At 57.3% G+C, this 26,160-nt stretch carries 3 protein-coding genes; all 3 read right to left on the bottom strand.

Annotated elements, in window-relative coordinates:
- The coding region (locus THS27_RS10965; RefSeq protein ID WP_085590760.1) for a hypothetical protein at window positions 1–21,964 on the bottom strand (21,964 nt) is incomplete at its 3' end.
- Window positions 21,965–22,221: 257 nt separating this feature from the next.
- Window positions 22,222–23,526, bottom strand: coding sequence for an HlyD family type I secretion periplasmic adaptor subunit (locus tag THS27_RS10970; protein ID WP_085590762.1), 1,305 nt, complete (start codon window positions 23,524–23,526; stop codon window positions 22,222–22,224).
- Window positions 23,523–25,865, bottom strand: coding sequence for a type I secretion system permease/ATPase (locus THS27_RS10975; protein ID WP_085590968.1), 2,343 nt, complete (start codon window positions 25,863–25,865; stop codon window positions 23,523–23,525). The genes THS27_RS10970 and THS27_RS10975 overlap by 4 nt, the downstream gene beginning before the upstream one ends.
- Window positions 25,866–26,160: the final 295 nt, after the last annotated feature.

Consider the following 26,160-nt stretch of genomic DNA (forward strand, 5'->3'; position numbering starts at 1 on the left):
CATTTCCGGCACCGCCATCAAGGGTATCATTGCCAGCATCACCTGACAGGCTGTCAGCACCATCGCCACCTTTAAGGGTGTCGTTTCCGGCACCGCCCAAAAGCGTATCGGCCCCGTCGCCGCCCGACAGGGTATCGTTGCCTGCGCCGCCATCAAGCAGGTTATCGCCCGCATTGCCGGTCAAAACGTCATCTTTTGATGAACCGATCACATCCTCGATGGAGGACAGCCGGTCGGTTTCGCCGGCCCCTACCTGGGCCGAGCCCGAGGCAAGGTTAACCGTTACGCCACTGCCAGATGTGCTGTAATCAGCGGTATCGCGCCCTTCGCCACCGATCAGCGTGTCGTTGCCTGCACCACCCGAAAGGGTGTCATCACCCGCACCGCCGTTCAGAACATTGGCCGATGCGTTACCGTTAATCGTATCGTTAAAGTCCGAACCGACAACATTTTCAACATATTGCAACACATCGTTGCCCGCACCACCGGTGGCGGTATTGGCCGACAAGTCAACATTTACACCCGAAATGGCATCATCAAACAGCACGGTATCAACATCACCGCCGCCATAAATGGTGTCATCACCCAGGCCACCGCGCAGGGTGTCGGCACCCACGCCGCCAATCAGGTAATCATTGCCCGATGCACCATCCAGCATGTCGTTGCCTGACCCGCCATCCAGCGTATCGTTCCCGGCACCACCATACAGATTGTCAAAACCATTACCGCCCAGAAGGGTATCGTTACCGGCATTGGCCCACAGGGTGTCGTTGCCATTACCGCCATCAATAACGACATCGCCATAGGTCAAATGGTCACTGGTCAAATCGACCACGTCATTACCATTACCTGCGGCGATGGTTTCAATACCGTCAATCTGGGCACCTGCCGGTGCCTCGGTTACCGCATCAAAACGAATGGACCGCAGGAAATAATCGCTGCTGTCGCTGCCCTGTGCGCCATTGCCATAAGGTTCGGCCGCAAAGGACAGGTAACGGAAGGAAACCGGGTTACCGCTGGCATCCAGCACGGAAATTTCGGCTGTGCCAACATCGCCGCTGGTGTAATCGATGGTATCCGCGTTCAAATCGCCCGTCGCAACAAGGTTGCCATCGGCATCAAATGCCTGCCAGCTGCCGGTTTCCCCACCGGATTCCCCTTTAAGCATGTTGGAAACCTGAATCGTCGCACGGACAGAATCCGCGCCGAGATCAACAACGATGCTTTCGCTTTGTCCGGTTTGGCCGTTATGGTTGATCTGACTGCTCGCCGGGCTGCCACCATTATTGCCAATGCCGTTGCCATCATAGGAAATGGTGTCTGTCCCGGCGCCCAGGTTCAGCTTGCCGTTTTCATCGGTCACTGAAACCCCGAAATCATAGGCATAAAGCCCGGCACCGGACCATGCCGATTGCACCTGATCAGGGGTGGACTGATTGGTCAGGCCAAAGCTGCGGGTTTCGGTGGTACCTTCACCGCCCAGCCCCAATTTACCACCATCAAGCACCAGCGCATCATTACCGTCCGACAATTGCAGCGTATCGTTGCCATCGCCACCGATAAAGCTGTCGGCCGAAATGGCATGGTTGCCAATATCGGCGACATCACCAGTGCCACTGACACCCGGGCTGCCCTCATTTTGCGTGGTTGTGCCGGCGTCAGCCTGATCATCGGCATTAAATTGCAACACATCATCGCCCGCACCACCGTCGAGCTGATCAGTCCCGTCGCCGCCGCCCAGCGTATCGTTGCCATTACCGCCCGCAAGGCTGTCATCACCGGCACCACCGGCAAGGCTGTCATCGCCAGCGCCACCGGCAAGGGTATCGTTACCGGCATCGCCACCCAGGCTGTCATTGCCATCGCCACCCAAAACCGTGTCATCCCCGGTGCCGCCCGATAACGTATCATTGCCGCCATCGCCCGACAGGGTATCGTCACCGGCACCACCGGCAATAGTGTCGTTGCCATCCAGCCCGTCTATTTCATCGTCGCCCTCGCCCCCGGCAAGGTTGTCGTCATAGGCAGTGCCACCATCGGCAACACCGACAAAATCATCTGCGCCCAACGTGCCAAGCGGAACGCCCTGAAGCGTAACTGTACCACCGGCAGGCAGGTTGATAATGGTGTTGCCATGGCCGTCATCAACCATCTGTTCGCGCAATTGCGTCCAGCTGATATAGCCGCTATCGGGCAGGGAAATGGTATCCTGACCATGGGTGAAGTCGGTTACCACATCATCATCAACACCATCGGCAAAACGGAACACATCATTGCCGGCACCACCGGTTAATGTATCGTCCCCAATGCCGCCATCAAGCAGATCATTGCCCGCACCACCGGCCAGCGAATTGTCACCATTGCTGCCCAGCAAGGTATCGTTCGAAGCCCCGCCAACCACATTTTCAAAACCGGAAACAGTATCATTACCGGTGGAACCGCTGCTGGCGGTACCTGCGGCCAGATCAACTGTAACAGCGCCAATGGCGCGGCTCATATCCAGGGTGTCGATCCCGGCATCGCCATTTAAAATGTCATCGCCTGCACCGGCATAAACCCAGTCATCGCCGGTTCCGGCATCAATGCTGTCATTGCCCGCGGCCCCATCGAGCACATCGTTACCGCTGCCGCCCAACAAATGGTCGGCCCCGGCACCGCCGGTCACCACGTCATGCCCGGCCCCACCGTCAAGGCGGTTGCCAACATCATTGCCTGTAATGAAATCACGCCCGGAACCACCGGTGACATTTTCAATACCGCTTAGGGTATCGTGCCCGGTTTGCGCCGAAACAGCTGTGCCGTCCTGCAGGTTAACCGTCGCGCCCGATTGCGCCTGCGACATATCAAGCGTGTCAAACCCGCCATCGCCCGCCAGCACATCGTCACCCGCACCAGCCAGCAATGTATCGTTGCCATCACCGGCCGAAACGATGTCATTGCCCGCACCATCGGCAATCACGTCATTTCCGGCACCGCCCGAAAGGCTGTCGTTCCCGGCTCCACCGTCCAGCGTATCGTTGCCTTCGCCACCGGCAAGGCTGTCATTTCCGTCACCACCGGCAAGGGTATCATTGCCGGTACCACCATCAATAACGTCGTCGCCGGTGCCGCCATCAAGGCGGTCATTCCCGGCACCACCGGAAATATCGTCGTTCCCGGCTCCACCATGCACGGCATCATTGCCATCACCGGCGACAATGGTGTCGTTGCCCTGACTGGTCCAAAGGGTATCGTCGCCGCTGCCACCATCAACCGTGACATCGCCATAACCAAACCGGGTTGATGTTAAATCGACAACGTCGTCGCCTGCACCGGTATTGATAACCTCAACGTCAACAATACCCGGCGTACCAGTGCTGGTACTGGCATGATTATCATCAAGAATAACGGCGTCCTTGCCATTGGTCCCTTGCAGGGTATCAATGCCATCGCCGCCATCAAACACATCGTCGCTAAGCCCGGCACCATTCAGCGATGCCACATCGCCGGTACCGGCAACGCCGGGGCTGCCAACATTGTTGGTACTGTCTGTGGTCGTGCCAGTCTGGTCAGCTTCAAAATGCAGGGTATCGTTGCCAGCACCGCCCAATACGGTATCGCGGCCTTCGCCGCCGCCCAGTGTGTCCTCGCCATCGCCGCCCGAAATCACATCATCGCCACTGCCGCCATCGATGGTGTCATTGCCATCACCACCGCCCAGCGTATCGGCACCATCACCGCCACCAAGGCTGTCATCGCCCGCACCGCCATCAAGGCTGTCGTCTCCGGCACCACCGCCCAGCGTGTCGTTGCCGTCGCCGCCGGTCAGGGTATCGTTACCGGCACCGGCATCAATCGTGTCGTCGCCATCACCACCGCCGAGGGTATCGTCACCATCGGTGGCAACATTTTCCACACCATCGAAGGCATCGGCATTCAAATCGGCAAGGGCCACACCGGTCAGGGTAATCGTTCCACCCTGCGGCAGGGTAATGACGGCATCGCCATTGTCGTTCTCACCCAGATAGGGCTGCAACAAGGTCCAGCTTGAAACATTGACATCAGGCAGGGAAATAACGTCTTCGCCAACGGTAAAGCCGTTTACCACATCATGGTCTGTGCCATCGGCAAAGACCAGCGTGTCGGACCCGGCCCCGCCATCGATAATGTCATTGCCTGCACCGGCGTTAATCACATCATTGCCAGCACCACCCGAAAGGCTGTCGTCGCCAACCCCACCCAAAAGCGTATCAGCCCCGTCGCCACCGCTGATCAGGTCGTTACCTGCGCCGCCGTCAAGCACATCATCTCCGGCACCACCCGAAAGGGTATCAACGCCGTCGCCACCAGAAAGCTGGTCGTCGCCTGTGCCACCATCGAGAATGTCGTTCCCGTCGCCGCCCGAAAGCGTATCGGCACCGTCACCACCCGAAAGCTGATCATTGCCTGCGCCACCGTCAAGAACATCATTTCCGGCACCGCCCAACAAGGTATCATTGCCCAGACCGCCCAGCAGGCTATCATTGCCATCATTACCGGACAAAAGATCGTCGCCAGCGCCGCCATCAAGAATATCGTTGCCTGCGCCGCCATCAACCGTATCGTTTCCGGCCCCGGCAGCAACGCTGTCATTGCCTGCATCGGCATTAATAACGTTATCACCCTCCGACCCGGCGATCGTATCATCCCCGGCAGAGCCAATAACGTTTTCAAAGCCCGAAAGGGTATCTGTGCCGCTGGCATCGCCCGTCGCTGTTCCGGCGGACAAATCAACATGGGCCTGACCGGCACCGGTCATATCAAGGGTATCGGTGCCGTCCCCGCCAATAAGCAGGTCATCACCGGCACCAGCCACAACCGTATCATCGCCCGCACCGGCATCAATCACGTCGTTACCGGCACCGCCGTCTATCACGTCATTGCCTGCCAGCCCGGCAAGGCTGTTGGCCCCGTCATTACCGGTCAGAGTATCGTTGCCCGCCGAGCCGCTAACATTTTCAATCCCGGAAAGCTGATCCGTGCCGGTCGCCCCCGAAGATGCGGTGCCCGTTGCCAGGTTTACCGTCGCCCCGTTGGCCGAAGCCATATCCAGCGTATCGGTGCCATCACCGCCCACAAGGGTATCATTGCCGGAACTGGCAACCAGCGTGTCGTTTCCGGCACCGCCGTCAACCACGTCGTTGCCCGCGCCGCCATTCAGGGCGTCGTTACCCGCGCCGCCCAACAAGGTATCGTTGCCCGCATTGGCCCACAACGTATCATCGCCCGCACCACCATCAAGTGTGGTGTCGCCATAGGCATATTTACCGCTGGTCAGATCAACAACGTCGTTGCCATCGCCAGCATCGATCACTTCAATATCGCTAAGCGCCGGGGCATCGCTGCCACCGGCATGATCGCCATCGAGAATAATGGCATCATCGCCCGATGTGCCCAGCAAGGTATCCGTGCCGCTGCCGCCATCAAAGCTGTCGTTGCTTAATCCTTTGCCATCGAGGTCGGCAATCGCGCCGGTGCCCGGCATGCCGGGGCTTCCGGCATGGTCGGTCTGATCGCCCGTTTGGCCCTGTCTGTCGCCTTCAAACTGCAATACATCGTCGCCAGCCCCGCCCGAAAGGGTATCGGTGCCGGTGCCGCCGCTCAGATGGTCGTCATCGTCGCCGCCATCAAGCACATCGTCGCCGCTGCCGCCATCGATGGTGTCATTGCCAGTTCCCCCGGCAACAGTATCGTTACCCGCACCCACGCTAACCGTGTCGTTACCGCCAATGGTGTCAAAGTTGTCGTCGCCGTCGGTGCCCGTCAGGGTATCGTCACCCGGTGTGCCAACATTTTGCACCCCGTCAAACTGGTCGGGGCCAAGCTGGTCAACCGCAACACCCTGCAAGGTTACCGTGCCGCCTTGCGGCAGGTTAATCACAGCATCACCCGCATCATTGCTGCCCAAAAGCGGCTGCAAATCGGTCCAGGTGGTAATGTTACTGTCGGGCAGTGAAATAACATCCTGCCCCGGGGTAAAGTCGGTCACCACATCGTGGTCGGTGCCATCGGCAAAGACAAATGTGTCGTTGCCGGAACCACCCGACACCACATCATTGCCTAATCCGGCATCGATAATATCGTTTCCGGCCCCACCGATCAGCACATCATCGCCAGCCCCACCGGCAATCATGTCGTTACCCGCACCACCATCAATGGTGTTGGCCCCGGTATCGCCTGTTAACTGGTCGTTTGCACCCGACCCGGTAATATTTTCAAAGCCGTTAATGATGTCAGAGCCGGTCTGCTCACCGCTGGCCGTGCCCGCTGCAAGGTCAACATCAACGCCGCCTGTCATGCCGGAAAGATCAAGCGTATCGGTGCCATCGCCGCCTTCAAGGGTATCGTTCCCCGCGTCCATTGCCACGGTATCATCGCCGCTTCCGGCAATTACATGGTCATCCCCGGCACCGGCCGAAATGGTATCGTTACCCGCACCGGTATCAATCAGGTTGGCCTCATCATTACCAATAACGGTGTCGTCACCCTCGGTCCCAATAACGTTTTCAAACCCGTCAATACTGTCGGTTCCTGTCGCATCTGATGTCGCTGTGCCATTGGCAAGGTCAATTTGCGCGCCATTGGCTCCGGCCAAATCAAGGGTATCGGTGCCAGCGCCACCCAACAAAACATCGTCGCCCGCACCAGCACGCACAACGTCATCGCCGGCACCACCGTCGATCACGTCATTGCCAGCACCCCCGTCGAGCACATCATTGCCATCACCGCCCGAAAGCGTGTCGGCATCCGCACCGCCCGAAAGGCTGTCATCACCCGCACCACCCAGCAAGGTATCGGCACCGGCGCCACCGTCGATCACATCGTTGCCAGTTCCCCCGTCAAGCACATCGTTGCCAGAACCGCCAAAAAGCGTGTCGGCATCCGCACCGCCCGAAAGGCTGTCGTCCCCCGCCCCCCCCAGCAAGGTATCGACACCGTCGCCGCCATCGATCACGTCGTTGCCAGCACCCCCGTCAAGCACGTCATTACCGTCACCGCCCGAAAGCGTGTCGGCATCCGCACCGCCCGAAAGGCTGTCATCCCCGGCACCACCCAGCAAGGTATCGGCACCGGCGCCGCCATCGATCACATCATTGCCATCGCCACCATCAATGGTGTCGTTGCCTGCGCCAGCACGAATGTTGTCATCCCCGGCACCGCCGGAAATAACATCGTTGCCATCATTGGCCCACAAGGTATCGTTGCCGTCGCCACCATCAATGGTGACATCGCCATAGCTGAATTTTTCGCTGGTCAGGTCAACAACATCATCGCCGCCACCGGCCTGAATGTTTTCAATATCGACAAGTGATGGCTGGTCCGCCCCGCCATTGGCATGGTCATGATCCAGAATAATGGCGTCATCGCCATCGCCCGCCACCAGCGTATCAACGCCAGAACCGCCCACAAAACTGTCCGATGACAGGTTTTTGCCGGAAATATCGGCTATTTCACCGGTTCCAGCACTGGTTGGGCTGCCAACATTGTCGGTCGTGTCGCTGGTATCGGCGATGCTGTCGGTTTCAAAATGCAGCACATCATCACCTGCACCGCCATCGATCAGGTCCGCGCCCAGCCCACCGGCCAGCGTATCGTTACCATCGCGGCCAAACAGGCTGTCATCACCCGCACCGCCAACAAGAATATTATCGCCATCCGAACCGGCCAGCGTATCGTTGCCAGCACCGCCGGTGACACCTTCAATATCGATCAGGCTGTCATTGCCTTGTGCGCTTTGCGCCGTACCATCGGCAAGGTCAACCGTAACCGATGTATCACGGTCGCTGTAATCGGCCATATCGGTGCCCGCACCACCGGCCAGCGTATCATTCCCGGCACCAGCTTGCAGGGTATCGTTACCTTCGCCGCCCAGAACGGTATCGTTCCCCGCCCCGCCAGCCAGCACATCATCCCCGGCACCGCCCGAAATAATATTGTCCTGTGCGTTGCCGGTTATGGTGTCGTCAAAGGCAGAACCTTCAACATTTTCAAACCCGGAAATAACATCGTTGCCCGCAGCACCACCAGCCGTGCCCGATGCAAGGTCAACATCAACCCCGCCATTCGCATCTTCATAAGACAGGGTATCATTGCCAATGCCGCCAATCAGGGTGTCATCGCCGCCAGCACCCAAAATGGTATCGTCACCCGCTCCGCCATCCAGAATATTGACGTTTTCATCGCCAATCAAAACATCATTGCCGTTGCCGCCTGTGGCATTTTCAATGCTATCAAGCACATCATTGCCTGCGGCACCAGTCGCCGTTCCGGCACCAAGATCAACCGTCACACCGGTGTTGGTATCACCGTAATCAACCGTATCATTGCCATCGCCACCGCGCAGGGTATCATCTCCCGCACCACCAATCAGGGTGTCATCGCCAGCACCGGCATTGATCACGTCATCGCCGTTCTTACCATCGATAATATCGTTGCCATCCAGCGCATTGATTTCATCATCAAGCTGGCTGCCATTCAGGATATCGTCGTTTTCCGTGCCTTCTATGGTGACATAGCCATAGAAATTGCCCGGCCCGAGGTCGTTGATATCAACACCTTCCAGCGTCAGGCTTTCACCCGGTGCCAGCGAAATAACCACATTGCCCGACGCATCGTTAAACATGCGGTCTGACAAATCTTCATAGGTTTCAATACCATAGGCCGATAGATCGATTTTATCATGTTCGGGGTCAAAATCGGTCACATTGTCGCTGCCACCGCCCGGTTTAACGACAACCATATCGTCGCCATCACCGGTGATAATCACGTCATCTGACGCCCCGCCCATCAGGGTGTCATTGCCCGATCCGCCATCCAGCGTGCTAACACCATCGCTGCCAATCAGGGTGTCGGCATAATCGGTGCCAATAACATGTTCGATATTGCGCACAATATCGTTGCCAGCGGCCCCACTGGCATACTGGTTCACCAGATCGACAACAACCGGGCCATCAACTTCGGAATAATCGGCTACGTCGTGGTTACCATCGCCACCATCAATGATGTCGTCGCCCGCATCACCATAAATCCAGTCCTGCCCGGCATTACCCTGCAACACATCGTCGCCTTCGCCGCCGCGCAGGGTATCGTTACCCTCGCCGGCATCAATGGCATCGTCGCCTGATCCGCCCAAAATGGTATCATTCCCGGCACCGGCATTAATATCATCAGCACCGGAACCGGCATCAATCACATCATCGCCAGCACCCGTATCAATGGCATCATTCCCGCCGCCGGCAGCAACGGTGTTATTTGCAGCACTGCCCTTGATCACGTCGTTAAAATCCGACCCGATCACGTTTTCAATGCTGTTAAGGCTATCGGTGCCCTGGCCCGTTGCAGTACCGTTTTCAAGGTCAATATGCGTGCCGGTTGCCGCGGATGAATAATCAACAGTGTCGTTGCCATCACCGCCCAGCAGGGTATCGTCACCTTCCCCGCCTTCAAAAATGTCATCCCCTGAAAGGCCGGTTAACACGTTGTTGCCATTATCGCCACGCAACACATCGTCAAACAGGGTACCGGTCACATTTTCGATACCATCAAGCGTATCGTCGCCATCCCCACCGATAACGGTATTTTGCGACAAATCAGCCGAAATACCACTACCTTCGTTGGAATAATCAGCGGTATCAACCCCGTCACCGCCGCGCAAATCATCGCGGCCCTGACCACCAATAAGGGTGTCATCGCCTGAACCACCATCCAGCGTATCGTTACCGGCGCCGCCAATCACACGGTCATCGCCCAGCCCTGCTGAAACGGTATCATCGCCGTCAAGGGCATTGATAATATCGTTGCCACTGGTGCCGGTCAGCTCATCGGCATTTTCCGTCCCCAGTTGGGCATCAACGCCCTTGAAGTTATCCACACTCAAATTCGCGGGATTAACATTTAAAAGCGTGATGCTGTCAGTGCCATTCAGGCTGATCGTCAAATTGCCATTGGCATCGGTGCCAAACATCGATTTCAAGGCATCATAGCCGCCAATATTAAAGGCGGTCAGGTCGATCACGTCGCCGCTGGCCTGAAAATCGGTAATGGTGTCATTACCATCGCCGGGGTTAAACACAACCGTGTCATTCCCCGCGCCCAGCGTTAAGCGGTCATTGCCGCTGCCTGCATCGAACCAGTCATTCCCCGCACCACCAACAAAGGTGTCGCTGCCGCTACTGCCGATAAAGCTGTCGGCGGAATCTGTGCCTTCAACAATTTCAACATTGGTCAGGGTATCGGTACCGGCACCGCTGCCACTTACCGTTCCGGCTGCCATATCAACGGTGACAGAACCGTCAACATTACGATAGGACGCAGTATCAATACCGGCCCCGCCGTCGATCTGGTCATCACCCGCACCAGCCATAATGATATTGGCCCCGGCATCGCCGGTAATAATGTCGTTTCCTGCGCCCGTGGTGATATTTTCAATATTTACCAGGCTATCGGTTTCGCCATTGATGGTGACAGTGCCTTGCGCCAGATCAACCACCTGGTCGCCACCCTGCGCCGATGTATCGACGGTATCAATCCCGGCACCGCCATCAAGCGTGTCAACACCAGCACCACCCGAAAGCGTATCATCGCCAGTACCGCCCAACAGCACATCGTTACCCGCACCACCTGCCAGCACATCGTTGCCTGCTGCACCATTCAGAATATTGTTGCCATCATCGCCGGTCAAAACATCGTCTGAACCGGAACCGGTAATATTTTCAACATTCGTCAGCGTATCGGCATCACCGCCGCTGACCTTTCCCGTCATAAGATTGGCATTTACGCCAGATGTGGCGGTGTCATAGCTAACGGTATCAATGCCGTCGCCGCCGTCAATTACATCGGCCCCGGCACCGCCACGGATATAATCGTCGCCCGCATCACCAAACAGCGAATCATCGCCATCACCACCCAAAATGGTGTCATTTCCCGCCCCGGCATGCAGAATATCGGCATCATTGCTGCCCGTCAGGGTATCGGCATAATCCGAACCAACAACTTCCTCAATCCCGGAAAAACGGTCCTGGCCAATATCGCCACCGCTGGCGGTTGCCGCACCGACATCAATGGTCAAGCCACCATTTGCCGTGCTGTAATCAAGAACATCCTGACCGGCACCGCCAATATAAACGTCGTCGCCCGCTTCGCCGAGGAAGTGATCGTCCCCAGCCCCGCCATCGAGAATATCGTTGCCTTCCCCGCCGGTCAGGGTGTCATCCCCTGCCCCGCCCGTCAGCACGTTATTGGCGCTGTTGCCGAAAATAGTATCGTTAAAGGCTGACCCGGTAACATTTTCAAACCCGGAAACGGTGTCGTTTCCGTCTGCACCGCTGGCAACACCTTGTGCCAGGTCAATGGTGACGTCTCCGGTGGCTTCGCTGTAATCGAGCGTATCGGTGCCTGCACCGCCCGCCAGAATATCATTTCCAGCACCCCCGCTAACCACGTCGTTTCCGGCACCGGCATCAATCACGTCATCGCCAGCCCCGCCCGACACCGTGTCATTGCCACCAAGGGCATTAATGGTATCGTTACCGGCACCGCCGCGCATAATATTATCGACACTGCTACCCGACAAATGGTCATCAAAATTGGTGCCGGTTACATTTTCAATGCTTTCAAGGGTTTGATTGCCCAAATCACCTGTCGCGGTGCCATCGGCCAAATCGACAGTAACCGCAGCACCAACATTGCTGAAATCAACGGTATCGGACCCGACCCCGCCCTGAAGCACATCATCGCCCGCACTGCCCAGAAAAGTATCATTGCCTGCACCGCCGACCAGGGTATTGATGGCATCATTGCCGCCAATAATATCGTCTCGGGCCGACCCGATAACATTTTCGATGTTTGTCAGGCTGTCGGTACCACTGCTTGTTATCCCGACACCAGTTGCGAGATTAACCGAAACCGCGTTGCCCAATTCACTGGCATAGCTAACGGTATCAACCCCGTCGCCGCCATCGATCACGTCCGAGCCGCTGCCACCATCAAGCAGGTCATCCCCGGCACCACCCAGAAGGGTATCATCGCCGCCCCCACCGGAAATTGTGTCATTCCCGGCAAGACCACTTAGCGTATTGGCAAGACTGCTGCCGACAATGGTGTCACCATATTGAGAACCACTGGCATTCTCAATGGAATCAAGGCGATCGCTCCCCATGCCGATGGCTGAGCCCTGCGCCAGATTAATGGTCATCGCACCGTTGGCATTGACATAACTTACGGTATCAATACCGGAATCACCGCGCAGGGTGTCGTTACCTTCACTGCCAATAAAGCTGTCGTCACCCGCTCCGCCAATCAGAACGTTGTCAACACTGCTACCCGCCAGAGTGTCGGCAAACTGGCTACCATTTATATTTTCAATATCGACCAGGCTGTCATTACCTGCCGCACCGATGGCCGTCAGATGTTCCAGATCAACATTTACCGCACCACTGGCTGTACTATAATCCGCAGTATCGGTGCCACTGCCGCCAAACAGGGTATCATCGCCAAGGCCACCGGCCAGGGTGTCGTTTCCAATACCCCCATCCAGAATATTATTGGCGCCATCGCCACGTAAAATGTCATTGCCCGATCCACCAACGACATTTTCAATATTGGCAAGGGTATCGCTACCGGCTGCTCCGGTGGCTGTCCCTTCGCTTAAATCAACGTTAACGGTACCTGTGGCATCATCAAAATGAACGGTATCTGTTCCTGCACCACCATCGATATAATCACTTCCCATGCCGCCGGTCAGTTGGTCATTACCATCCCCGCCCAGCAAATAATCATTACCATCCAGGCCAATAATGGTGTCGTTGCCTTCCAGCCCCGACATGGTGTCGTCCGCTGACGTGCCGATCAGAATATCGTCGCCCGATGTCCCTGTAATATCGTGAATGCCAACAAAATTGGCGGCCGAAATATCGTCCAGACCAACACCCTGCAAGGTCATGCTGGTGCCATCACCCAGGTCAACCACCAGGTTGCCATTGGCATCGACCGTCATATTTTCGCGCAAGCGGCCATAGGTATCGATATCAAGTTCGCCAACATCAATGCGATCAGTCGCAACGTTAAAGTCGGTAACCAGATCATGGCCGTCACCGGCAGCAACCTTGTAAAGGTCGGCACCTTCACCGCCCGACAGGGTATCATCGCCCGCGCCACCACGCAGGGTATCATTGCCCGCACCACCGGAAATCCGGTTAATCCCGTCATCCCCGGCTAGAATATCATCGCCGTCAGACCCGGTAATATTTTCAATACCGTCAAGCTGGTCGTTGCCTGCTGCGCCGGTGGCCGTTCCCTGCGATAAATCAACAGTAACGCCGTTGGTTCCGGCATCGGCATAACTGACGGTATCGTTGCCCTCTCCGCCCGAAATCGTATCGTCACCCAACCCGCCAACCAGGGTATCGTCGCCGTCGAGACCGGATAATACGTCGTTCCCGGCACCGCCTTGCAAAATATTGGCCTGCCCGTCGCCCGACAGCACATCGTCAAAATCCGAACCGGTCAGATTTTCAATATTGGCAAGGCTATCGCTACCATCAATGCCTGTTGCCTGCCCTGTGGTCAGATCCGCATTGACGCCCCCCGTGACATCATCAAAGGCAACAGTATCATTTCCGGCACCGCCATCAATGGTGTCATCACCTGAACCGCCGCGCAGCAAATCATCGCCATCGCCACCGGCAATAATGTCATCTCCGGCCCCGCCGGAAATCAGGTCATTATCTGCCCCGCCATCAAGAATGTCGTTACCGGTCCCACCATCAAGGCTGTCGGCCCCGGCACCGCCGGAAAGAACGTCATCACCGCCCGCGCCTGCCAGCACGTCATTGCCGCCATTGCCGCTCAGGCTGTTATCGGCCGCATCACCGATAAGTGTATCGGCAAAGCCGGATCCGTTAATATCTTCAATCGATGTCAGGTGGTCGGTTTCACCACCGGATTGTGTTGCGATACCATTTTCAAGGTCAACAACCACGCCCCGGGTGTCGGCATAATCCGCCATATCCCGACCAGCACCACCATCAAGGCTGTCATCCCCGGCACCGCCAATCAGCGTGTCATTACCTGCCCCGGCCAAAATAACGTCATCGCCGCCACCGCCTGAAATCACATCATCGCCCGCCAGGCCGTCAATCATTTCGGCAAAATCGGTCCCGGTGATCCGGTCAGCATTTTCGGTGGCGCCCAACGAGGATATATCGTTAAAATTCGCCGCCGTCAGGGCGTCGGGCGAAACCCCCGTCAGGGTCAGTTCCTGGCCGTTAAGACGAATGACGGCATCACCCGCATCGTTGCTGCCAATGGCAAGGCGCAAGGCTTCCCAATTGGGAACATCAAAGCCCGACAGGTCAATAAAGTCGGCTGCCGGGTCAAAATCGGTGATGGTATCGTTGCCCTGATCGGCCCCGAAGACAAACTGGTCAGCCCCCCCGCCACCGGTTAAAACGTCATTGCCCGCACCGCCATTTAAAATATCGTCGCCTGCGCCACCCAAAAGGGTGTCAGTGCCGCCGCCGCCCGACAGCACATCATTACCCGCCCCGCCTGACAGAGTATTGGAACTATCATTCCCAAGAAGGGTATCATCACCCACACCACCGGTAACGTTTTCAATGCCTTGCAAAATATCACTGCCAGCGGCGCCTTCAGCAGTACCCGCGGCCAGATCAACCGTTACCGCCCCGTCAGCATCACTATAATCGGCAGTGTCATTACCCGCGCCACCTCGCAGCAGGTCATCGCCCGCGCCACCATGCAGGATGTCATTGCCGCCATTACCCGACAAAGTATTGTCACCGGCATCGCCCGCCAAGACATCGTTAAAATTCGATCCTTCAAGATTTTCGATACCATTCAGGCTGTCATTACCCGCGGCACCTATGGCTGTACCCTGGCTCAGATCGGCATTCACACCACCGGTCGCATCGCCATAACTTGCGGTGTCGGTGCCTTCGCCGCCTTCAAGCACATCATTTCCGGCACCACCGGAAAGAGTATCATCGCCGTCCCCGGCAGTAAGGGTATCCTCGCCTGCGCCCCCCAAAAGCACGTCATTCCCACTGCCACCATCAAGAAGATCCGCACCCTCTCCGCCCGATACAATGTCATTGCCATCACCGCCGGTGATCGTATCGTTTCCGGCGTTACCGCTTAAATTATCGGCACCGGCACCACCGCCAATCAGGTCGTTACCATCGCCACCCGAAACAATATCGTTGCCGTCCCCGCCATCAATTGTGTCATTGCCGCCAAACCCGTCAATGGTGTCGTTCCCGGCCAGGCCATCAATCACATCACTGCGATTGGTTCCTTGCAATATATCTGCATCAGGCGTGCCTTCCAGCGACCGTACACCGGCAAAATTCCGGTAGGTAAGGTCATCCGGGCTTACATTTTCCAGCGTAATAACACTATCGCCAACAGTAATGGTGGCAAAACCCTGGGCGTTTTCACCAATCAGCGGGGCCACATCGGCAAACAGTTCCAGCCCGTCAATGCCCTGAATATCAAGGATGTCACTGGTCGGGTCAAAATCGGTAATCAAGTCGTTACCGCTGGCGCTGGAAACCACAAAGCTGTCTGCCCCGGCACCGCCCGACAACACATCATCGCCTGCCCCGCCATCAATCGTGTCATTCCCGGCACCGGCACGGATGGTGTCGGCGGCATCGCTACCCGTCAGGGTATCGGCACCCGCCGAACCTTCATATTGCTCGAACCCGGAAAAGCTGGTGGTGGAATCGCCAATGGTGGCCGTGCCGCTACCGATATCAAGGGTGACACCGCCAGTGTTATCGCCAAAGGACAGGGTATCGGTGCCGCTGCCACCTTCAAGCACGTCCGCCCCGGTGCTGGCGAAAACGGTATCGTTACCCGCACCGGCATCGATATTATTATCACTGCCGTTGCCATGGATAATGTCGTTACCGGCACCAGCAATAACATTTTCCACCGATTGCAACGTGTCATTGCCTTCGCCGGTCGCCGTGCCATTTGCCAGGTTAATCGACAAGTCAGCGTTGTTAGCCGAATAATCTGCAGTATCGGTGCCGGCACCACCAATCAGCGTATCATCACCTCCGGCCCCCACCAGCACATCGTTACCGGCACCACCATTTAGAATATTCGCGCCATTATCGCCCGAAATATGGTCATCCCCGGCCGAACCGGTAACATTTTCAATGTTTGAAAGGGTCTGGCTACCTGATGCAAGGTCGGCATGGCCTGCGGCAAGATCAACCTGAACAGCACCGTCATTTGCGTAGCTAACGGTATCGCTGCCATCGCCACCGTCAAGGATATCATCGCCACCCCCGCCAGCCAATGTATCGTCACCAGCACCGGTTTGCAGGTGGTTATTGGCGGCATCGCCCTTTACAACATCGTTGCCACTGCCAGTAAGGATGTTTTCAACGCTGCTAACACCGTCAATTTCACCGGTCGATGTGTCGGCGGCAGTGCCATTGGCAAGGTCAACATTCTGTGCGGTGTCGCGCGCGCTTAAATCAAGGGTATCGGTGCCACTGCCACCAATATAGGTGTCATTTCCTGCTTCACCGACAAAACTGTCATCCCCTGCACCGCCATCCAGCACATCATTGCCACCGCCGCCGGTGATCACGTCATTGCCAGCACCGCCCTCAAGCCGGTTTACCCCGCCATCGCCATTCAAGGTGTCGTTATAATCTGATCCGATAACGTTTTCGATCCGGTCCAGAACATCATTGCCCGCAGCACCGGTGGCCGTTCCTGCCGCCAGATCAACATTTACACTGCCGGCGGCATCCGAATAGTCAACGGTATCAATGCCTTCTTCGCCGCGCAGGGTATCATCCCCCGCGCCACCATTTAAAACGTCGTTACCATCACCGCCCGACAGAACGTCATTACCCGCGCCACCCTGCAGGGTATCGTCGCCATCAAACCCGTAAATGGCATCATCGCCACTGGTACCGGCAACCGAATCATCGGCATCATCGGCAAAAATGCGGCCAAAACCACGGAAATTATCCTGCGTTAACGACGACGCATCGACATTTTCCAATGTCAACGATCCGTCATCCCCAAAATCAATAATGGTATTGCCGTTGCCGTCATCGCTCATCATGCTCTGAAGCGTGGCAAAATCAGGCACGGCCAAACGCGACAAATCAATAATATCGGCACCGGTTTCAAAATCGGTAACAATATCGTTGCCAAAACCTTCGGTCAGTTGAATATCGTCAACACCCGCCCCGCCTGTCAGGGTGTCATCGCCAGCGCCGCCTGTCAGGGTGTCAATGCCATCACCGCCCGACAAAACGTTATTGCCGTCATCACCGGTCAAATGATCGTCAAAGGATGACCCTTCAACATTTTCAACCATCTGAACAATGTCATTCCCGGCACCACCCGTCGCGGTTTCATTGGCAAGGTCAACCCGCACACCCCCAATGGCATCGCCATAATCGGCGGTATCCGTGCCTTCACCACCCTGCAACTGGTCATCACCCAGGCCACCGCGCAAATAATCGTCACCAGCGCCGCCCTGCACAACATCATTGCCATCGCCGCCAATCAGGCTGTCATTGCCCGAACCGCCTTGCACAATGTCATTGCCCGTGCCGCCATCCAGCAAATCATCGCCGTCCCCCCCCTGCAACACGTCATCACCGGAATCACCGGTCAGGGAATCATTTCCGGCACCGCCTTGCAAAATGTCGGCGCCATTGCCGCCATCAAGCACGTCATCGCCGTCGCCCCCCTGCAAGGTATCATTGCCATCAGCCCCGGCCAGCGTATCGGCCCCGGCACTGCCATGCACAATGTCACGACCAGCCGTTGGAACATTATCACTCGGCGTGGTGCCATCAGTTCCATTGTCGCCGTCGCTGCCATCTTCGCCGGTTTCATCGGTTTCACTGGCATCACTGTTGCCACCCGTCGTGTCATCCCCCGATGACCCGCTGGTGTCGTCGCTGCCGTTACCACCCGACGCGTCACCATCGCCATTCGTCACACCATCGGTGCCACCGTCTGTCGATCCGTCGCCGGTTGGAGTCTCGCCAGATGTATCCCCCGATCCATCTGTTGAACCGGCATCACCGGAGCCTGTGTTGTCACCGGATCCATCATCCGCATCCTTATCCGTGCCAGTATCAGCGTTGCCGTTACCGGTTTCACCCGCGCTGTTATCGCCACCGGTCGTGTCATCCCCCGATGACCCGTTGGTGTCGTCGCTGCCGTTACCACCCGCCGTGTCACCATCGCCATTCGTCGCACCATCGGTGCCATCGTCTGTCGATCCGTCGCCGGTTGCTGCCTCGCCAGATGTATCCCCCGATCCATCGGTTGAACTGGCATCACCCGAACCTGTGTTGGCACCAGATCCGTCATTCGCATCCGTACCCGTGCCGCCGTTGCCGGTTTCACCCGTACTGGTATCGCCACCCGTCGTGTCATCCCCCGATGACCCGTTGGTGTCGTCGCTGCCGTTATCCCCCGCCGTGTCACTATCGCCATTCGTCACACCATCGGTGCCACCGTCTGTCGATCCGTCGCCGGTTGCTGCCTCGCCAGATGTATCCCCCGATCCATCGGTTGAACCGGCATCACCGGAGCCTGTGTTGGCACCGGATCCGTCATTCGCATCCTTGCCCGTGCCAGCATCGGTGTCGCCGTTACCAGTTTCACCCGCACTGTTATCGCCACCCGTCGTGTCATCCCCTGATGACCCGCTGGTGTCTTCGCTGTCGTTACCCCCCGCCGTGTCACCATCGCCATTCGTCGCACCATCGGTGCCACCGTCTGTCGATCCGTCGCCGGTTGCTGCCTCGCCAGATGTATCCCCCGATCCATCGGTTGAACTGGCATCACCCGAACCTGTGTTGGCACCAGATCCGTCATTCGCATCCGTACCCGTGCCGCCGTTGCCGGTTTCACCCGTACTGGTATCGCCACCCGTCGTGTCATCCCCCGATGACCCGTTGGTGTCGTCGCTGCCGTTATCCCCCGCCGTGTCACTATCGCCATTCGTCACACCATCGGTGCCACCGTCTGTCGATCCGTCGCCGGTTGCTGCCTCGCCAGATGTATCCCCCGATCCATCGGTTGAACCGGCATCACCCGAACCTGTGTTGGCACCAGATCCGTCATTCGCATCCGTACCCGTGCCGCCGTTGCCGGTTTCACCCGTACTGGTATCGCCACCCGTCGTGTCATCCCCCGATGACCCGTTGGTGTCGTCGCTGCCGTTATCCCCCGCCGTGTCACTATCGCCATTCGTCACACCATCGGTGCCACCGTCTGTCGATCCGTCGCCGGTTGCTGCCTCGCCAGATGTATCCCCCGATCCATCGGTTGAACCGGCATCACCCGAACCTGTGTTGGCACCAGATCCGTCATTCGCATCCGTACCCGTGCCGCCGTTGCCGGTTTCACCCGTACTGGTATCGCCACCCGTCGTGTCATCCCCCGATGACCCGTTGGTGTCGTCGCTGCCGTTATCCCCCGCCGTGTCACTATCGCCATTCGTCACACCATCGGTGCCACCGTCTGTCGATCCGTCGCCGGTTGCTGCCTCGCCAGATGTATCCCCCGATCCATCGGTTGAACCTACGTCACCGGAACCGTCATTCTCCCCGGACCCGCCATTCGTATCCGGGCCAGAGCCAGCACCGGTGTCGCCGTTACCGGTTTCACCCGCACTGTTACCGCCACCTGTCGTGTCATCCCCCGATGCCCCGCTGGTGTCATTGCTGCCGTTATCCCCCGCCGTGTCACCATCGCCATTCGTCGCACCATTGGTGCCATCGTCTGTCGATCCGTCGCCGGTTGATGCCTCGCCAGATGTATCCCCTGAGCCATCCGTTGAACCGGCATCACTGGAACCTGTATTCTCCCCGGACCCGCCATTCGTATCCGGGCCAGAGCCAGCACCGGTGTCGCCGTTACCGGTTTCACCCGCACTGTTACCGCCACCTGTCGTGTCATCCCCCGATGCCCCGCTGGTGTCATTGCTGCCGTTATCCCCCGCCGTGTCACCATCGCCATTCGTCGCACCATTGGTGCCATCGTCTGTCGATCCGTCGCCGGTTGATGCCTCGCCAGATGTATCCCCTGAGCCATCCGTTGAACCGGCATCACTGGAACCTGTATTCTCCCCGGACCCGCCATTCGTATCCGGGCCAGAGCCAGCACCGGTGTCGCCGTTACCGGTTTCACCCGCACTGTTACCGCCACCTGTCGTGTCATCCCCCGATGCCCCGCTGGTGTCATTGCTGCCGTTATCCCCCGCCGTGTCACCATCGCCATTCGTCGCACCATTGGTGCCATCGTCTGTCGATCCGTCGCCGGTTGATGCCTCGCCAGATGTATCCCCTGAGCCATCCGTTGAACCGGCATCACTGGAACCTGTATTCTCCCCGGACCCGCCATTCGTATCCGGGCCAGAGCCAGCACCGGTGTCGCCGTTGCCGGTTTCACCTGTACTGGTATCGCCACCCGTCGTGCCGTCCCCCGATGCCCCGCTGGTGTCGTTGCTACCGTTATCACCCGCCGTTTCATCACCGCCATTTGTGGCACCATCGGTGCCACCATCTGTTGATCCGTCGCCGGTTGCTGCCTCGCCAGATGTATCTCCCGAACCATCTGTTGAACCGGCATCACCGGAACCTGTGTTGTCACCGGATCCGTCATTCGCATCCGTACCCGTGCCCGTGCCAGCATCGGTGTCGCCATTGCCGGTTTCACCTGTACTGGTATCACCACCCGTCGTGTCATCCCCCGATGACCCGCCGGTGTCGTTGCTACCGCCACCCCCGACCGGTTCACCATCCGTTGCACCATTGGTGCTTTCGTTGGCAGATCCGCTATCGGTTTCGCTGTTGCCCGACGTATCAGCCGGTTCATCCGCCGGGGTTACATCGGTATTATTAGTAATTTCGCCCTGACCGGAACGCACATCCACCACAACGCCGCCCTCGGCATCGCTGTAATCAATGGTATTGTTGCCGTCGCCGCCGATGATCTGATCGTTGCCACCGCCTGGGGAAAATGTATCGTCCCCGCCTGCGCCATACAGGATGTTGTCGCTGGCGTCGCCGCGCAGCGTATCGTTGCCATTTGATCCGGCAACATTGTCGATATTGGAAAAAGAAACCGTATCGCGGCCATTGGAACTGCTGGCAGTACTTGCCCCCAGATCAACATCAACACCGTCAAGCTGGCCCCAATAGGACAGGCTGTCATTGCCATCGCCACCGTCGATAACATCATTGCCGCCCCCGCCGCTGATCGCATCATCGCCCGATGTTCCGGCGATCACGTCATCATCGGCACTGCCTTCGATGTAATTGAGGGATGAAAGATCAGGCAGGGTAATCGTGCTGCCATCGGCCAGACCGACGGTGTCACCAGCATCAACAATCGACACGGCTTGCAGGTCGGCAAGTGTCAGGTTTTGCAACACCAGCACATCGCCATTATCGAACGTAATAATGACATTTCCGGCGTCTTCATGGGCAAGGCTGATCAGATCCTGAACTGTTTTAACGCCCGCCCCCCCCAGCGACAGGGAATCTTGCGACGGGTCAAAATCGCTAATCGTGGTTTGCCCAAAACCCTGCTGCAAAACAAAAAGGTCGCGGCCATGCCCGCCGGTCAAATGGTCGTTGCCTTCACCGGCCACCAGCGTATCGTTGCCCGCCCCGCCATCAAGGCTAAGCGTTGAGCCATCGGCAATCAGCACATCGTTATAGGCGCTGCCAATAACATTTTGAATGTTGGTAAAAACCTGGGTCGCAATTGATTGCGGCACCTGTGCAGGAGACGCCCCGGCATTTCTGGAATCCACTGTGGCGCCATCACCCGCTGCGGAACCATTTTCCGTGCGTGTATCAAGCACATCTTCCAAGCTGGGGTCGGTAAAACCCGTGCCATCATCCTGATTGGCTGCCGCTGTCAATTTCGTAACTCCCTACATGGGACCACCCGGCACCCCTGCCGGAAAAAAGTCACAACTTCCCATATACGACAGTATATTTCAGCGACCCGCCAGCGGCAACAGCAGAAACGCCCGAAAACCATATGTTTCGGCCTTTTTCACCCTACGTCCCGGTAACGGGGCAGCAAAGCAAAAGAAATGTCAGATTGTGTCAGAATATAGCGCTGTTGCTTCGGTTTTTCAGGCCGAAAATACGCGACTCGGCCAGATAAACCGGCCTATTCCTCGCGGAAGGCACGCTGGAAACTATCCGTGATCGGTTCAAACAAATAGGCCAGAATGGTTCGCGCACCTGTCACAATCTCAAGTTGTGCTGCCATACCGGGAGACAGGATCATACCTTCATGTTCAGCCAGACTATCGGCATCAATTTCCACCATCGCCCGGAAATAAGGGCGTCCATCCCCGTCGCTCAACCGGTCCGGCGATACATCAACCACCTCGCCTTTAACGGGTGCAAACCAGCGCTGACTAAAAGCTGTCACACGGATATTCACCAGCAAGCCCGGCGACACCACATCGATGTCATTGGGTGAAATTCGCCCTTCAATTACCAGCCGGTCATTATGGGGCACAATCTCCAGAATTGGCGCACCTGGCGGTATCACGCCGCCCACCGTGGTAAATTTCAGGCTGGTTACTGTCCCTTCGGTCGGGGCGACGATTTTGGACCGCGCCAAAATATCCTCGGCCGAGCGCAACCGTTCCGTCAGGTCCGATAAATCCGCCTGCACATCACGCAGTTCGGTGTTTACCGTTTCCAAATGATCACGGCTTAGCTGCGCCTGGCTGGCACGCACCTGTTGTATCTGTTGTTCGATCCGGGCGATATCAGCTGAATATCGACCAATATTGCCCAGATTATCCACCAGTCGGCTTTCAAGCTGCAATAACCGGGTGCGCCGGGCATAGCCCTTTTCCACCATCGGCTTTACCATCGCCAACTCTTCCTTAACGATGCCAACCTGCTGTTGCGACGCAATCTTTTGTTCATTCGTTGCCGAAATTTCACGGCGCAGCTCTTTTATGCGTTCATCATAAAGCTGCACCTCACCGCGAAAGGCACTGGTTCGGCTGTCAAACAGGTCTTTTTGCGCCATCACAAGGTCTTTGTGGGCGGCGGGATTTAAATCAGACGGCCAAACCACATGGTCCATCCCCTGCCGTTCCGCATTCAGACGGGCCTGGGTCGCCAGCGCATTTAAATGCCGTTTATACAGCAAATCATAACTGGCCCGCGCCCTGGTATCATCCAGTTCGATCAGCGTTTGCCCCGGTGCGACCCGCGCACCATTTCGCACCAGAATATTGCGAATTATTCCGCCTTCCAGATGCTGCACGGTTTGTCGCCCGGAAAAGGGCGAAACCACCCCGCTGGCAATGGCCGCAGAATTAATACGCGCAGTTGCCGCCCATAAAAAAACCGACCCAAACCCCAGAATCAAAATCATCAAACCAAGGCGGACCAGCGGTTTTACATCGGTATCAAGGGTCCGAACCGACGGAAGCTCGACACCGTTCATCGACCGCCCCCTTGCCTGCGCCCGGCCGATCCTTCAACCACGCGCAATTGCGGGCGCCCATCCAGCCCGGTTTTTACCCGTGGCGTGCGTTGTTCACGCGGTTCACCAGGCGCTGCTGCGGAAACACGTGTGTTTCCATCATCCGCCCCACCCTGATCCGCTTGCTGGCGGGCAACCTGGCGGGCGGTTTTTTCGCGGCTCAGACGGGCATCTGCAGCATCTTTTTGTGCCTTGCGGGCCGCGGCCTGTTTGCGGCGTGCCACGTCCTTTGGCCCCTCGCCACGGTCCAGCCCTTCGTCCTTGCGCGTGGGCGGCGCAAGGGGCCGCGTTACCTTCATTGTGCCATTTGCCGTGCTGCGCAGGGCCCGTTGTTCGCCCCCCTGCCCAGCAGCTGCCACGGCCCGCACGGTGCTGCGGGCCGTGCCATCATCCGTCATTCCCGCATCAGGGTTGCGGCGGCGGGCGGCATCGGGGTTAGGAACGGCGCGTTTTTGCGGGGTAATGCGCATCTGGTTATCGTCCCCCACATTGCCCTGCCTGCCTGCCCCCGTGGCCGTTTTCGCAGAAGACAGCGCATCCGGCCGCGGCGGCACTTGTGCCGAGGACGGCAAGGCCGCAACCGACGCCGGTGCAGGAGGAGGCGGAGTTTGCATACGATTTACATTTACCGGCACCACACGAATTTGCCCGCCAGAAAGCGCAATAATCGCATCTGCGCGTTTTAAAACTTCGCGTTCATGACTAACAATGAAGGCGGTAATCCCCGCACGGCGGACGATATCGACCAGATTGGTCACATATTCCATCCGCCCTTCATCAAGGGCGGTTGTCGGTTCATCAAGCAACAATAATCTTGGCTTGCCATACAGGGCCGCCGCCAGGGCAACAAGCTGGCGTTGCCCGCCCGAAAGATTGGTACCGCCCCGGTCCAGTTTGGTGTCATAACCATCAGGTAAATCAAGAATAAATTTATGCGCCCCGGCCAATTCCGCCGCCTGCACAATCTCGCGCGGGTCGGCCGAGCCCAGCCGGGCAATATTTTCAGCGATTGTACCGGGAAACAAAAACGGGTTTTGTGCCAGATAGCCAATTTGCGGGCCGATCTGGGCACGATCCAGTTTTGATGCTTCGACCTCATCAAGTTTGATCGATCCCGAAGCGGGCGACCAAATCCCCATCAGCAGCTTTAACAGGGCGGTTTTACCCACTCCGTTAAACCCGGCAATGCTTACAACCTGCCCCGCGCCAACCTTGAACGAAAACCCTTTAAACAACACATTTCGGCTGCCGGGCGGGGCAAAAACCAGCCGATCTACCGAAACGGCCATGCCTTTGGCCTTTAATGCCGGCGCGGCAAGGCGGGGTTTGCGGTCCAGCAAAATGCGGTTTAGCCGCTCAAACGAATTACGTGCCGATGTCCAGGACCGCCACGCCGCCACCGCCCCGTCAAACGGCGCCAGGCCGCGCATGCCCAAAATCATCGATGCCACCATAATGCCGATTGTGATGCTTTCGCTTAGCACCAGATAAGCCCCGGTGCCGATAAACATCACCTGCATCGACAGGCGCACAAAATGCGACAAGGTCGTCGATGTGCCAACCCGGCGGCTGGTTTGGCCTTCCCAATACAGCGCATCGGACTGGTCCGCCTGCCAGCGCGCGCGGGCCGCAGGCGTCATGCCCATGGCTTCCATTGCCTCGGCATTGCGAACATAGGTTTCTTCCTGGGCAATGCCGCGATTTTGCGATTGTTCGGATCGATCTACCGAAATTCGCGCCGCAGCCTCGTTGGCCACCGCAATCAAAATCAGGATCACCGCACCGCCAAGCGCAACCATGCCCAGACGGATATCAAAAATGAAAACCACGCCAATATAAACCGGTGCCCACATGAAATCGATCAGGGCAAACGGGCCAGACCCGGTTAAAAACCCGCGCAAGCCATAAAGGTCACGTAAGGGGCGCTGCCGGTTGGGCGCGCCGCGCGATGCCTGTTCCACCACATGGGCAAACAAATCGCCGCCCAAACCAAGGTCAAGCCCCGTGCCCACCCGGATCAAAACCCGGGATCGCAATTGCTCCATCGCGGCGATAAACACCAGCACAATGGCAATGCCAAGGGTCAACAAAAACAGGGTATCAAAACTGCGCGAGGACAAAACCCGGTCAAAGACCTGCATCGAATAAATCGGGATCACCATATTCAGCAAATTGATGACCATGCTGAATCCGCCCACAATACCGATCGACCGCCAGAACATCCGTTCAAGCGGGGTGCGGTCACCTTCGCGGTTACGTCCGGCCAATATGCCGGAGCGGGCTTTGTTCGGCTGGGCCATCCTGATCCCGTAAATATCGTCGCCGCGTGCCTGCGGCCTGTCCCCACCAGCAATCATCCCGTCGCATCACACGGCAGGACAACCTATCTGGTTGCATTAGTCCTCTACGACTATTCTAGTCAAACTTAATAAAGATGCGTTAACGAAATCATTGGTTTTGGGCCAATGCTTCATCAATTACCTGAATTTACAGCCCTTCTTTTGTGATCTGGCGCACCATTCCTGATCACACCACAGTCAAAACCCTTGCAACGGGCCTCGATCTATCCAATTTTCGTTTTTTTAATTCTAAAAA

The organism is Thalassospira sp. MCCC 1A01428 (genome assembly GCF_002115825.1).
Classification (GTDB): Bacteria; Pseudomonadota; Alphaproteobacteria; order Rhodospirillales; family Thalassospiraceae; genus Thalassospira.